The organism is Ruegeria sp. BC5, assembly GCF_056539205.1.
In genome coordinates this window covers 30,650-44,145 of record NZ_JBQFUN010000001.1, presented here as the reverse complement: position 1 = coordinate 44,145, position 13,496 = coordinate 30,650, and the positions used below count along the sequence as shown (strand labels likewise).

General features: G+C 57.8%; 11 protein-coding genes. 8 read left to right on the top strand and 3 right to left on the bottom strand.

Features of this window, described 5'->3' with window-relative positions; all coding sequences use genetic code 11:
- Positions 1 to 209: 209 nt before the first annotated feature.
- From ACR0LY_RS00210 to selD, 7 genes are read left to right on the top strand one after another with little or no spacing between them, the layout of a single operon-like run.
- Positions 210 to 3,077: a monovalent cation/H+ antiporter subunit A gene (locus ACR0LY_RS00210; RefSeq protein ID WP_170349271.1), complete on the top strand. Its 2,868-nt coding sequence runs from the start codon at positions 210 to 212 to the stop codon at positions 3,075 to 3,077.
- Positions 3,077 to 3,436 (top strand): Na+/H+ antiporter subunit C, encoded by a 360-nt coding sequence (locus tag ACR0LY_RS00205; protein WP_170349272.1) that lies wholly within the window; start codon positions 3,077 to 3,079, stop codon positions 3,434 to 3,436. The genes ACR0LY_RS00210 and ACR0LY_RS00205 overlap by 1 nt, the downstream gene beginning before the upstream one ends.
- The gene (locus ACR0LY_RS00200) at positions 3,433 to 4,977 is read left to right on the top strand and encodes a monovalent cation/H+ antiporter subunit D (protein ID WP_170349273.1); all 1,545 of its coding nucleotides are present in this window, start codon (positions 3,433 to 3,435) and stop codon (positions 4,975 to 4,977) included. The genes ACR0LY_RS00205 and ACR0LY_RS00200 overlap by 4 nt, the downstream gene beginning before the upstream one ends.
- Positions 4,977 to 5,474, top strand: coding sequence for a Na+/H+ antiporter subunit E (locus ACR0LY_RS00195; protein WP_170349274.1), 498 nt, complete (start codon positions 4,977 to 4,979; stop codon positions 5,472 to 5,474). Before ACR0LY_RS00200 ends, ACR0LY_RS00195 begins: the two co-directional genes overlap by 1 nt.
- The gene (locus ACR0LY_RS00190; protein WP_058282485.1) at positions 5,471 to 5,740 is read left to right on the top strand and encodes a K+/H+ antiporter subunit F; all 270 of its coding nucleotides are present in this window, start codon (positions 5,471 to 5,473) and stop codon (positions 5,738 to 5,740) included. Before ACR0LY_RS00195 ends, ACR0LY_RS00190 begins: the two co-directional genes overlap by 4 nt.
- Positions 5,741 to 5,749: 9 nt before the next feature.
- On the top strand, positions 5,750 to 6,133 hold the full coding sequence (locus ACR0LY_RS00185) for a Na+/H+ antiporter subunit G (protein WP_170349275.1): 384 nt from the start codon (positions 5,750 to 5,752) through the stop codon (positions 6,131 to 6,133).
- A gap of 5 nt (positions 6,134 to 6,138) precedes the next feature.
- Positions 6,139 to 8,292, top strand: a complete 2,154-nt coding sequence (selD, locus tag ACR0LY_RS00180; protein WP_170349276.1) for a selenide, water dikinase SelD — start codon at positions 6,139 to 6,141, stop codon at positions 8,290 to 8,292.
- On the opposite strand, the gene mnmH is transcribed toward selD, so the two are convergent.
- Complete coding sequence (gene mnmH, locus ACR0LY_RS00175; RefSeq protein ID WP_170349277.1) at positions 8,289 to 9,341, bottom strand: tRNA 2-selenouridine(34) synthase MnmH; 1,053 nt, start codon at positions 9,339 to 9,341, stop codon at positions 8,289 to 8,291. The genes selD and mnmH overlap by 4 nt on opposite strands.
- Before the next feature lie 44 nt (positions 9,342 to 9,385).
- Entirely contained in the window at positions 9,386 to 10,051 is a 666-nt protein-coding gene (locus tag ACR0LY_RS00170) for an SOS response-associated peptidase (protein WP_170349278.1), read from the bottom strand.
- A 55-nt stretch (positions 10,052 to 10,106) separates the two neighbouring features.
- Between ACR0LY_RS00170 and ACR0LY_RS00165 the strand changes: the two genes are divergently transcribed.
- Positions 10,107 to 11,759, top strand: a complete 1,653-nt coding sequence (locus ACR0LY_RS00165) for a tetratricopeptide repeat-containing sulfotransferase family protein (protein WP_170349279.1) — start codon at positions 10,107 to 10,109, stop codon at positions 11,757 to 11,759.
- A 63-nt stretch (positions 11,760 to 11,822) separates the two neighbouring features.
- Here the strand turns inward: ACR0LY_RS00165 and ACR0LY_RS00160 are convergent, their stop codons facing one another.
- The gene (locus ACR0LY_RS00160; RefSeq protein ID WP_170349281.1) at positions 11,823 to 13,400 is read right to left on the bottom strand and encodes a bifunctional metallophosphatase/5'-nucleotidase; all 1,578 of its coding nucleotides are present in this window, start codon (positions 13,398 to 13,400) and stop codon (positions 11,823 to 11,825) included.
- Positions 13,401 to 13,496: the final 96 nt, after the last annotated feature.

Below are 13,496 nucleotides of genomic sequence, written 5' to 3'. Positions count from 1 at the left end.
GCTCTCTCCTGATCCAATGGGAAGTGCTTATCACAGCCCGAATTTCGAATCCGCGTTGAAATTCAACCGGCAGATCAAGATCGCGTCATTGTTTCGCACCACAATCGATGGCGCTAGGACTGCGGGTAAAACTTGCAATAGCTGGACAGTTAGAAAATTATCCTTAAAAACCAGTACTACATTTGACCGCCCAGATCGGAGTATCGCACTTGTCCCTATTCCTCATCGCGGCCCTTCCCTTCCTCGGAGCTGTTTTCCCAGCCCTTCTGATCCGGGCAGGACGAAACGCAGCAGCATCAGCCGCCGGGCTGACCACCTTTCTGGCGCTTATGGGGCTGTTGATCCACATCCCGTCGGTCATGCGCGGAGAGGTTGTCACGGCGCGGTTCGACTGGATACCGGCGCTGGGGCTGAACGCGAATTTCATGCTGGACGGTCTTGGGTTCTTGTTTGCCCTGCTGATCCTGGGGATCGGCTTGCTGATCATCCTCTATGCGAGGTTTTACCTGTCACGCGAAGATCCAATGGGGCAGTTCTATACCTACCTTTTGTTGTTTCAGGGCGCGATGGTTGGGATCGTCCTGTCCGACAACATCCTTCTTTTACTTATTTTCTGGGAACTTACATCACTAAGTTCATTCCTTCTGATCGGCTATTGGAAACACCTGCCCGAGGGCCGACAGGGCGCACGGATGGCGCTTGCCGTCACCGGTGGCGGCGGGTTGGCGATGATCGCGGGGATGCTGATTCTGGGCAATATCGTGGGCTCATATGACCTAAGCGTCATCCTACAGAACAAAGAGCTGATCCAAGCCTCACCGTATTACATGCCCGCGCTGGTCCTGATCCTGCTGGGCTGTTTTACCAAGTCGGCGCAGTTTCCGTTCCATTTCTGGCTGCCACATGCGATGGCCGCACCAACGCCTGTTTCGGCCTATCTGCATTCGGCAACAATGGTGAAGGCCGGACTGTTCCTGATGGCCCGGATGTGGCCGGTTCTGGCGGGGACGGATGCGTGGTTCTATATCGTGGCGACCACAGGTCTGGTGACCATGCTGATCGGGGCCTGCATTGCCTTGTTCAAAGACGATCTTAAGGCACTGCTGGCGTTTTCGACCGTGTCGCATCTGGGTTTGGTGACGATGCTGCTGGGCTTTGGCACCAAGATTGCAGTTGTGGCGGCGATATTCCACATTATCAATCACGCCACCTTCAAATGTGCTCTGTTCATGACCGCCGGGATCGTGGACCACGAAACCGGAACCCGAGACATCAAACGTCTGGGCGGGTTGCGTCAGTTGATGCCGATTACATTTACCATCGGAACGATTGCCGCGCTATCCATGGCCGGTCTGCCTCCGCTGAATGGCTTCCTGTCCAAAGAAATGATGCTTGAGGAGACAGTCCACACCACCTGGCTGCACTCGCACTATCTGGTTCCGGGTCTGGCGCTGCTGGCGGCACTGTTCTCGGCTGCCTATTCCTTCCGCTTTGTCGGGCATGTCTTCCTTGGCCCGCAGCGCAACGATTATCCGCACCACCCGCATGATCCGCCTGTCGGTATGTGGCTGGCTCCAGCCTTCCTGGTGGTGCTGGTTGTGCTGATCGGGCTGTATTCGGCCGCGCTCGTTGGGCCTTTGGTCGCGGTAGTATCCAGCGCCGTAATCGGTGGAGAGAATCTGCCCTACTACTCACTGAAGCTCTGGCATGGCTTTACGCCCGCGCTTTACATGTCGGCCGTAGCCACATTAGGCGGTCTGTTCCTGCTGGCGCTACACCGTCGTGGCGAACAGCTGTGGAACGCCCTGCCCCGCCCCGAAGCGAAGGTCATCTTCGAGGCTGTCATCGGCGCGTTTACCACGCTCAGCCGCTGGATCACCGACACGCTGCATAACGGAGTGATTAGCCGCTATGCCATCATCCTTGTCGCGTTCACCGTCGGGCTTGGCTACTACGCCTATACAACCGGTACGATCGGACCCGAAACACGCGATCCTCTGCCTATCCAGATCATCCCATTCATCGGCTGGATTTGTCTGGTGGGTGCAACACTGGCGATCATGTGGTTCCACCGCAACCGCCTGCTCTCGCTGGTGCTGATCGGCGTCGTCGGTCTGATCGTCTCGATGGCGTTCAACTACCTCTCGGCCCCGGATCTGGCGTTGACACAGATATCGGTCGAGGTGGTGACGATGATCCTGTTGCTGCTGTCGCTAAATTTCCTGCCCACGGATACCCCGTGGGACAGTAGCGCAGCGCGGCGTTGGCGGGACGCGGCGATCTCAGTGGTGGCTGGCCTTGGCGCGGGCGGGCTGATCTATGCGCTGATGCTGCGGGACTTCGCATTTCCGACGATTTCCGAGTTCCACCTGGCCAATTCCTACAAAGGTGGCGGCGGCACCAATGTGGTCAACGTGATCCTGGTGGACTTCCGGGGCTTTGATACCTTTGGCGAGATCATCGTTCTTGGCATCGCCGCCCTGATCATCTTTGCCCTGACCGAGGCCGTTCTGGGCACCAATGTCCGCAGCTATCTGTTGAATCGTAAGCCGCACTGGCCGCAATCGGGGGATTCACATCCGCTGATGATGGTTGTGGCCACCCGCGTGATGATGCCAATTGCCCTGATGGTTGGTGCCTACATCTTTTTCCGCGGTCACAACCAGCCGGGGGGCGGGTTCATCGCCGGTCTGATCGTCGCGATTGCCTTCCTGATGCAATACATGGCGAGTGGCTACACATGGGCCATCGAACGGCAACGGTTCTACTATCACGGCACCATCGGCTGGGGTGTTCTGATCGCTGCCGCCACCGGGATCGGAGCATGGTTCAACGAACGCCCGTTCCTGACCAGCGACTTCGGCTATCTCCATTGGCCACCCCTGGAAGAGTTCGAATGGGCCACCGCCATCCTGTTTGACACCGGCGTGTTCCTGGCCGTGCTGGGTGCGGTGATGCTGGCGCTGGACAGCCTGTCGCGGTTCGCGTGGCAGCCGGGCATGGCGCAAGAGTTCCCGATGGATATCAACCCGCTACGGGACGACTCGAAAGACGAAGATAAGAAGGAGCAGGCCTGATGGAAGCGCTCGTAGCCTCAGCCGTAGGCATCATGACCGCCGCCGGGATTTTCCTGATCCTGCGCCGCCGCACATTCCCTGTCATTCTGGGGCTGTCGCTGATCACCTACGCGGTGAACGTGTTCCTGTTCGCCACCGGGCGGCTGGCGCTGGATGCGCCTGCGGTTCTGAACAAATACGAAGAGGTTCCTTATACCGACCCGTTGCCACAAGCGCTGGTGCTGACGGCCATCGTGATTTCCTTTGGTATGACGGCGGTGATCGTGATGATCGCGCTGTCCGCTTATCTGTCGTCGAAGGATGACCATATCGACATGACCGCACAAGACAGCGTCGACGGCGCGGGAGAAGACGCATGAACCACTGGATCGTAGCGCCGATCGTCCTGCCCGCGATCCTGGCCCCGTTCATCATCATGGTCCTGCGATATCACCTGGACCTGCAGCGCATCTTCTCGGTCGCCGGTGTAGTGGCGTTGCTGGGGATTGCCCTGACCATCACCGCGCAGGCCGCAGGTGGCGATATTCTGGTCTATGAGCTGGGCGATTGGCCTGCGCCCTTCGGCATCGTGCTGGTGCTAGACCGCCTGTCTGCGATGATGGTCTTGCTGACCGCCCTGCTCGCCTTGCCCATTGTGCTATACGCCATCGCGTCCGGGTGGGACGACAGGGGTAAACACTTTCACGCGCTGTTCCACTTTCAGCTTATGGGCGTCTGCGGTGCCTTCCTGACGGGCGATGCCTTCAACCTGTTCGTTTTCTTCGAGGTGCTGCTGATCGCTTCCTACGGCTTGATGACGCATGGGGGCGGGTCGGTCCGGCTGAAGGCCGGGGTGCAATATGTGGCCTATAACCTGTTGGGCTCGACCTTGTTCCTGTTTGCGCTCGGCACGCTTTATGCCGTGACCGGAACGCTTAACATGGCCGATCTGGCTGTTCGAGTCGCCGAAATTCCGCCCGAGGATACCGCCCTATTGCGGGTTGGAGCGGTTTTGTTGCTGTTGGTCTTTTGTATCAAGGCGGCCGTCTTGCCACTGCATTTCTGGTTGCCTGCCAGTTACGCCAATGCACCTTTGCCCGTCGCCGCACTGTTTGCGATCATGACCAAGGTGGGTGCCTATTCAATCCTGCGCGTCGATACGCTGGTCTTTGGGCCCGATGTGGCTGTAACGCAAGGATTGCTGGGCGACTGGCTGCAACCTGCCGCGCTTCTGACGCTGGCCGTGGGTGCCATTGGTATTCTGGGCTCGCAGCACATCGCACGGATGACGGCCTTTTGTGCCATCGCATCAATGGGCACATTGTTGATCGCAATTTCACTGTTTACCGAAACGGCCACAACTGCCGCGCTGTACTACATCTTTCATTCGACCCTTGCCACGGCGCTGATGTTCCTGGTGGCTGACCTAGTGATGGAACGCCGGGGCGGGGCCATCGCGCCAACGGCCCCGATGGCGCAAAGCGGGCTGGTCTCGGCCCTGTTCTTTGTTGGGGCAATCGCGATGGCGGGAATGCCCCCACTGTCGGGTTTCATCGGCAAGCTCCTAGTGCTGGATGCGGCGCGCGACGCACCGGATGCAAACGCAATCTGGGCCGTGATCCTGATCGGGTCGTTCGTCACGATCGTCGGGTTGGCGCGCGCAGGCACGCTGATCTTCTGGAAAAGCCATGACGCACAACACAACCCGGCGCCCGAGGTGGAAGATGACGAGGAAGCACCAGCCCTGCCCGCACCCGAACCAAACCCCGGACTGGCCTTCACCGCCATTTTTGGCATGGTCATGGGGCTTGTGATGCTGACCTTGTTCGCGGGCCCTGCCCTGACTTACGCTGGCAAAACAGCCGAACAGTTGTTCACACCCGAAAACTACATCTCAGCCGTTCTGGGGGGAGAGGAATAATGAGACTTCTGCATCGAATTTTCCCCCACCCGCATCTGACGATCCTGCTAACGCTGGTGTGGATGCTTCTGGCGAATTCGCCTTCGCTGAACTCTCTGGTGTTCGGGTTGCTGCTTGGGATTATCATTCCCTTCATTACTCAGCCCTACTGGCCCGACAGACCCAAACTGCGCAACTGGCCGATGATCATCGAGTATATGCTGGTGGTGCTGTGGGATATCGTGATGGCCAATATCACCGTGGCCCGTATCATCCTGTTCAAACGCGATGCCGACCGACAGCCCAACTGGGTCTGTATCCCACTTGAACTGCGCACCCCCGAAGCGATCACTGTATTGGCCGGAACCATCACCATGACCCCCGGAACGGTCAGTTGCGATCTGTCGGCGCAAGGCCACAACCTGCTGGTTCACTGCCTGGATGCGCCCAACGTGGATGAGGTGCGCGACCAGATCAAACAACGCTATGAGCGCCGTCTGAAGGAGATTTTCGAATGATCGAGATTGCGATCTGGTTTGCCTTCGCCTGTTTCGGGGCGGCCATCATGCTGTGCCTGTATCGGATCATCTCGGCCGAGGGTGTGGGCACACGTGTTCTGGCGCTGGACACGATGGTCATCAACACAATTGCGCTGATGATTCTTTACGGGTTGGCTCTGGGTACCGAGATCTTTTTCGAGGCCGCCATGATCATCGCCATGCTGGGTTTTGTCTCAACCGTAGCCTATGCGCGCTTTATGCTGCGCGGCAATATCATCGAGTGAGGGCGCCCAATGTTCATAATCGAGTTTCTAGTCGCCTTCTTTTTGATCGTATCCGGCATATTCGGTTTTGTCGGCTCGTATGGGATGATAAAGTTGAAGGACCCGATGTCGCGTCTTCATGCCCCAACCAAAGCAACGACGTTAGGTGTGGGTGGTGTGCTGCTGGCGTCGATCTTTCATTCGGCAGTAATCGAGCAGCATATTTCCCTGCACGAGCTGCTGATCACCCTTTTCCTGTTCCTGACTGCGCCGATCACGGCCCTGTTCATTGCCAAATGGCATATTCATCGCCATGAAAAGCCCGATGATCTGCCAGATGCGGGTGAGGATGAGCTTTGGGCCACTCACGCGGTTGAGCAGGTCGAAGACGTACCAGACCACACAAAGACCTGAATTCCATGCATCACCCTCCGCTGCCCCTGACCCGTGATCTGGTTCTGATAGGCGGCGGGCATACCCACGCGCTTGTACTGCGGAAATGGGGCATGAACCCTTTGCCCGGTGCGCGGGTGACGGTGATCAACCCCGGTGCCAATGCCCCCTATTCCGGTATGCTACCAGGCTTCGTCGCCGGACATTACCAGCGTTGGGAGCTGGACATTGATTTGGTGCGCCTTGCCCGATTTGCCGGTGCGCGCGTGATCCTGAGCCCGGTTGATGGTATCGACATCAACCGGCGTCAGATACACGTGCCTGGCCGACCACCCGTGGCCTTCGATGTGGCGTCGGTCAATGTGGGGATCACCTCGGAAATGCCGGCCCTGCCCGGATTTGCTGACCATGCAGTTCCCGCCAAGCCGCTGGGACCGTTTGCCTCCAGGTGGGCGGAGTATCTGGATGGCAGCGGCCCCGCCTCAGTCGCCGTGATCGGCGGTGGGGTCGCGGGGGTAGAACTGGTTATGGCCATGGCTCATGCCCTTCGAGCCAAAACCCGCACAGCGCAGGTGACACTGATCGACAATGCCCGGGCCTTGGCGGCGACGGGGACCAAGGCGGGCGCGACCATTCGTAAGGCGGTGGCCGATCTGGGGATTGAGCTGATCGAGCATGCCGCGATTTCACGCATCGAACAGGATCATGTTCTGCTAGAGGATGGCCGCAAGGTTCCCGCCGAATTTATAACCGGGGCTGCCGGTGCCCGCCCCTATGACTGGATCACCCAGACGGGCCTTGATCTGCATGACGGCTACATCCGCGTGGACGCCCATCTGCAATCCAGCGATCCGGCGATCTTTGCCGCCGGAGATTGCGCCCATCTTGCCGATAACCCTCGTCCCAAGGCCGGTGTCTATGCGGTCCGAGAGGCTCCGGTCCTGTTCAACAATCTGCGGGTCGCTCTGGGGGCCGGGAAGATGCGGCGATATCTGCCGCAGAAAGACTACCTAAAACTGATCTCTTTGGGTGGTAAATCGGCACTGGCCGAACGTCTTGGAACCTCGTTCAGCGGGCCAGTGATGTGGCGATGGAAGAACCATATCGACCAGAGCTTCATGAATAAATTCCGCAACCTGCCCCAGATGGCACGCCCCCCCCTACCGCGCCACCATGCGGCGGGCATGCAAGAAGCCCTGGGGGAAAAACCCATGTGCGGCGGCTGTGGGGCCAAGGTTGGACGCGGCGCGTTGCAAACAGTTCTGAGTGGCCTGCCAAAGCCGAACCGGGACGACATCACCCCCTTGCCCGGGGACGACGCTGCCCTGCTGACAACCGGCGGAGCGCGGCAAGTGATGACCTCGGACCACCTGCGCGGCTTCACGGATGACCCAGTGCTGATGGCGCGCATCGCCGCTGTTCACGCACTGGGGGATATCTGGGCCATGGGGGCCAACCCACAGGCGGCGACGGCAACGATCATCCTGCCGCGTATGTCCCCGCAATTGCAGCACCGCACCTTGTCCGAGATCATGACGACGGCCACCGAGGTCATCCGCGACGCCGGGGCAGAAATCGTGGGCGGTCACAGCTCGCTCGGGGATGAGATGACCATCGGCTTCACTCTGACCGGACTGTGCGACAAAGACCCGATCACTTTGTCCGGGGCACGTCCTGGGGATGCATTGATCCTGACAAAACCCCTGGGCAGCGGGGTGTTGATGGCCGCTGAAATGGCGGGGCAAGCTGATGGCAGTTGGGTGGCCGATGCCTTGCGGCAAATGGTTCAGCCGCAAGGCGCAGCATCGCGCATTCTGGCCGGGGCACATGCGATGACGGATGTAACCGGATTTGGACTAGCCGGGCATCTGATGGGCATGTGCGAAGCCTCGGATTGTGGTGTAGTTTTGGATCTGGACACGATCCCTCTGATGATTGGCGCGCTGGAATTGGCCGCTCAAGGTGTCCGGTCGACAATCTTCGAGGACAACCGCGCAATCGTTCCGGGCATTCCATTCTCGGACAAGGCCGACCTGCTGTTTGACCCGCAAACTGCTGGGGGATTACTGGCCGCCGTCGCATCCGATCAGGCGCACGAATTGTGCGAACAGCTAAGGCACGCGTGCTATCCGGCGGTCATCATCGGGCATCTGACTGACACTCCGGGTTTGCGGCTTTAGAGCTGACCCAGAATTTCTTCAACCCGAGCGGCTGCGGCGTTCAGGCCCGCATCGTCCAGCGCCGCCACGTCGATTTGCGCGATAATCTTGACGGCGCGTGTTTTGGAGGATTTGGCATAGGCTGGGTCATAATGCTGTTCCATCAACGCCCGCGTCAGCGCCCGTTTATCCCCCGCATCGATCAGCGCTAGCCATCCATCCACCACATCGTGTCCTCGATGGAACCGTAGCGGAGACAGGCGATCGCGCAAGCGCTCGGTATCCGAGAGGATATCGTCGTAAGCCTTGACCAGATACGCGGTACGCGCCTCAAGGGAAGCGGACACCTGAATCCGCGGTGCCGTCCGCAACGCAGTCCACAAGCTTGGCGGCAGGATCAGCGACCCGATCTTGGAGGATTCAGCCTCGACAACCACCGGGCGCGCTGGGTCCAAGCCGCACAATGCGGCGGATAGAGCGGACTCGAAGGCTTTCTGGCTGGGCTGCCCGCCCGGCATTTCACCTAGCAAAGATCCCCGGTGGTTGGCTATGTCTTCGAGGTCCAGAACCTGAACGCCGCGCGCCTTCAAATACATCAGCAGGTCAGTCTTGGCTGTGCCCGTATACCCATCGAGGGCCACCAACCGGTGCGGCAATGGATCGTCATAGAGGTAGCGATTCACCAATCGGCGGTAGGCTCGGTATCCGCCATCGACCACTTCGGCCCGCCAACCGATCTGTTGCAACATCCATGTGAACGACCCTGATCTCTGTCCGCCACGCCAGCAATAGACCAATGGTTTCCAGCCGCCCTCGTGGTGCGACAGGCTGTGTTCTATGTGATTTGCCGCGTTCCGAAACACCAGCGCTGCGCCCAGCTTGCGGGCCAGAAACGGGTTTTGCTGCACGTAGATCGTACCTACCTGCGCGCGTTCTTCGTTATTAAGCACTGGCAGGTTGATGGCGCCGGGCAGATGATCCTCTGCAAATTCAGCGGGGCTGCGCACGTCGATCACAGTGTCAAAATCATGCGCATACAGGCCGGGCAGATCAGAAAATTTCAAAGCCATGCCAACGGTCTATCCTGCGAACTTTGAAATGAAAAGGCGCCCAGTCACGCCGGGACAGGTTCAATCAGGTCCGGCCCGTTCGCCCGGTTCGAATTCACTGCTGGATCAACGCGGTAGAACTCCAAGACACCCTCGGCCCCGGGTTGCATCAAACGTGCCGCGCCTTTCCCCGCCTCCCCTAACCACAAAGGCCAATCGTCAGGCTCAAGGATCAGTGGCATCCGATGATGAACGGCGCTGAGGTGGCGATTTGCCGGTGTTGTTACGATGGCGCAAGTGCCCTGCTGCGTACCCTCAAAGCCCCAATCCTGCCAGACCCCGGCAAATGCAATCGGTGCGCCATCTTTGCGGTGGATGTACCATGGCAGACGTGTTCCCTGTTCAGTTTTGGTCCATTCATAGAACCCTGTTGCCACGATCAGGCAGCGTCGTTCGCGGCAGGCGGCGCGAAATGCAGGCTTTTCGGCCAGAGTTTCGGCACGCGCATTGATCAGCAAAGGACCGGCGGTTTCAGTCTTGTACCAATGCGGCAGGAACCCCCAGCGCAGCGAATCCAACTGGCGTCCACCTTCGCCAACGCGCACCACATGCACTTGATTTGTCGGGCAAACATTGAAGTTCGGCACAGCAGGCAACGTGTTTGCGGGCCGTGCTGAAAACAGCTGCGCCATTGCGTCATTTGGAAGGGTTATTGCAAACCGTCCGCACATGGGTAATGAACCATCAATAATCGTTTCATACAGGCACAGGGTGTCACGGGGTCACATGCAAAATCAAACAGCGAATACCCTCAAAGGCAAGGCGGTGGCTGCTTTGGAAGCAGGCAAGCTGCAACAGGCGCTGAAAAAGGCACAGTTGGGCGTTAAGAAATTCCCCAAGGATTCTGATTTCCACGCCATCTCGGGCTTTGTGCTGACCGAAATGAAGCAATACAAGAAATCTATTCCGCATTTCGTCGAAGCGTCACGAATGAAGCCAGACGACCCTCAATTCGTGGAAAACCTGGCAAATGCGCTTATGCAGACCGGACAGATCCCCAGGGCGCTGGAATATACTGAACAAAAGCTGGAACAGTTCCCAAACAACAAAGAACTGAACCGCGTCCTGGATGAGATTCACCTGAAAGGCAGCAACTGGCGCCTGGTCATTGAACATGCGAGCAAGAAGCTGCAAGCCGAGCCTGACGATGTGAACCTTCTGGGCAAACGGGCCCGTGCCTATTCGAAAATTGGATTTGTCGAGGACCACTCGCGCGATGTTTCTCTCGCCTTTGAGTTGGAACCGGAAAACATAAAGATTGCTTTCGCAAAGGCCGTGAACCTGCACCAAAGCGGTGACAAAAACGGGTCAAAGGAAATCTTGCAGCGTATTCTGGATACAGATCCCGAAAACATGAGCGCTTTGCTGCAGTTGTCCCTTGTAACCTCCAAGGATGACGGCCCGAAACTGATGGAGGCGGTCGAGACCGCAATCGCCAACAAGGACGAAGACTATCAAGAGTTGGAGTTCGCCAAGGCACACCTGATCTCGGTAATTGACGATCTAAATGCCGCCATGCCTCAATTTGTGCGAGCCAACAAGGTACAACACGATAGCAACCCGTACGACGCCGCTGAGGAAGAGAAAAAGCTGAACCAGATCACCGGTCTGTTCCCCATTGGAACCGATTTACCCGCAGCCGGATCAAGCGATGGGCCGGTTCCGATCTTCGTTCTGGGTCAGCCCCGTTCGGGCACCACGTTGATGGAGATGATGCTAAGTTCGGCGCCCGATATCGCCGGGTGTGGTGAGTTGACGTTGGCGTCTGACCTGTCGCATGAATTCCAATTGGGCAATCAGCGTTTTGACGCTGAAAAAGCCACTGAATTTGCGCAGCAATTCCGCGAACTGATGCCACCGATTCCTGACGGATCGGTCGCGTTCGTTGACAAGATGCCACACAACTATCAGCTTGTTGGTTTCTTGTTGGCCGCCTTCCCCAATGCAAAGATCATCAACATGCTACGTGACCCCCGTGATGTGGGGTTGTCGAAATGGATCCGGCGGTTCCCGGCTGGTGGGATGCGTTATGCGTCGAACCTGACAGCCATTGCTCATTCGGCGAATATGTACCGCCGCTATATGGCACATTGGGATACCGTGTTCGGTGACCGCATACTGACCGTTCCTTATGAAAAATTAGTGGCCGATCCGAAAACCTACAGCCAACAGGTTGCTGCGTTCTGCGATATCGAATGGAACGAAACCATGATGCATCCCGAGAAAAACACCAAGCAGGTCAGAACGGCCAGTATCGATCAGGTCCGCAATAAGATCTCGACCAAATCCATTGGTGGATGGCAGAGCGTGTCCGAACATCTACGCCCCATGCTTGACGGGTTCGATCCCGCGCTCTGGCCCGAATACGATTTGGGCTGAGTGCGCCCGAAACACGAAAGGCCGCATCAGGGATGCGACCTTTTTCTTTGCTATGTCGCAGAGTTACTTCTGCTTGATACGGCCGTCCAGATAAGGCTGATAGGGCGCATTTTCAGCCAAGTACTCAGCCGTGACATCTGCCAGGTCCGGACCAAAGTCATAGGCATTCTTGTCGTCGCCTTCGAACATGTTGTACCCGTCGCCGCCGTTGCGGACATAATTGTTGGTCACAACCAGATATGTCGCTGCCGGGTCAATTGGCGCAAAACCATCACCCTCGGCAACCATGACCTCGGACACGCGCCCTTCGTTCGGCGCAACCATTGGATCCCAGATGAATGTCAGACCCGCAACCTGCGGAAAGCGGCCCTTTACATCTTCGACCTGGCTTACGCCGTTCTCCAGCGCATCGATCACCCCCTGACCACTGATCTCGAAGGTAGACAGGGTATTCTGGAATGGTAGCACCGTCAGCACCTCGCCCATGGTTACTTCGCCCGGGTCGATTGAGGCCCGCAGCCCGCCTGAGTTGGCAATCGCAATCTGCACGCCTTGATCGGCCACACGCGCCAGCATGGCGTCGGCGACCAGGTTGCCCATCTCACATTCCTGCACACGACAGACAGAACGGTCCCCCTCGATGGCGTCTGCTGCATTCGCCACCACCTTGTTGCGGATTTCGTCCAGCGGCACGGCCAGTTCGGCGATACGGTCCAACGCGGACTGATCCTCGGTCACGGTATTGTCCATGATCAACGGCTCGCCCACCGCCTCAAGCACATTGCCCTCATCGTCGAAGGTTACGTTCAACTCACCCAGAAACTTGCCATAAGCATAGGCCTGCACGATCTGAACACCGTTGACCACGGTCGGGTACGGACCCGCTGCCTTGTCGGACACGTTCGACAAGTAAGTGTTCGAATGACCGCCGACAATTACGTCCACCCCGCTGGTTTCCTGCGCTACGCGTTGATCAACACCATAGCCGGAATGGCTGAGAACGATGATTTTATCAACGCCTTCGCCGGTCAACTTGTCCACTTCGGCCTGCACTGCGGGGGCCGGATCAGAAAAGCTGATATTTGGACCAGGAGAGGCAAGATCATGCGTGTCTTCCGGTGTCAGGCCAATCAGGCCGATCTTTTCCCCGCCCACTTCGATGACAGTCGATTTCTTGATCTTGTCGATCAGCAACTCTTCGTCGGCAATATCCGCGTTCGACATCAATACCGGAAATTCCACCGAGTCGATGAAGCCGCGCAGCACTTCGGGGCCATCGTCGAATTCGTGGTTGCCCACGGTCATCGCGTCATACCCCAGCTTGTTCATGAACTCGGCTGCGACCTTACCCTTGTAATAGGTATAGAATAACGAACCCTGAAACTGATCCCCACCATCGACCAGGATCGAGTTTTCGGCCCGCGCGCGCGCGTCATTCACCGCAGTAACCAACCGGGCCGAACCGCCGAAACACTTACCTTCTGCTTGGTCTTCCTCATCGCAAGCGCTGTCGTATTTGTTGATCGGCTCAAAACGCGCGTGGAAATCGTTGGTATGCAGAATCGTCAATTTATAATCGGCTGCGGCCATACCTGCGGTTAGGCCCAGAACTGCAGCAGACGCCAAAAAGCGGGTGAACATCTTCATACTCCTTGTTTTTTGTTTGGCGTGATGGTGCGCCCGCCAACAAGAAGAGTCAAAGGGGGAAATCCGTCTTGATTCTGCCCGTCGCGCGGG

Coding starts and splice junctions, on each gene's coding strand:
- ACR0LY_RS00205 (WP_170349272.1), top strand. CDS start 3,077: ATGGAAGCGCTCGTAGCCTCAGCCGTAGGCATCATGACCGCCGCCGGG.
- ACR0LY_RS00200 (WP_170349273.1), top strand. CDS start 3,433: ATGAACCACTGGATCGTAGCGCCGATCGTCCTGCCCGCGATCCTGGCC.
- ACR0LY_RS00195 (WP_170349274.1), top strand. CDS start 4,977: ATGAGACTTCTGCATCGAATTTTCCCCCACCCGCATCTGACGATCCTG.
- ACR0LY_RS00190 (WP_058282485.1), top strand. CDS start 5,471: ATGATCGAGATTGCGATCTGGTTTGCCTTCGCCTGTTTCGGGGCGGCC.
- ACR0LY_RS00185 (WP_170349275.1), top strand. CDS start 5,750: ATGTTCATAATCGAGTTTCTAGTCGCCTTCTTTTTGATCGTATCCGGC.
- selD (WP_170349276.1), top strand. CDS start 6,139: ATGCATCACCCTCCGCTGCCCCTGACCCGTGATCTGGTTCTGATAGGC.
- mnmH (WP_170349277.1), bottom strand. CDS start 9,341: ATGGCTTTGAAATTTTCTGATCTGCCCGGCCTGTATGCGCATGATTTT.
- ACR0LY_RS00170 (WP_170349278.1), bottom strand. CDS start 10,051: ATGTGCGGACGGTTTGCAATAACCCTTCCAAATGACGCAATGGCGCAG.
- ACR0LY_RS00165 (WP_170349279.1), top strand. CDS start 10,107: ATGCAAAATCAAACAGCGAATACCCTCAAAGGCAAGGCGGTGGCTGCT.
- ACR0LY_RS00160 (WP_170349281.1), bottom strand. CDS start 13,400: ATGTTCACCCGCTTTTTGGCGTCTGCTGCAGTTCTGGGCCTAACCGCA.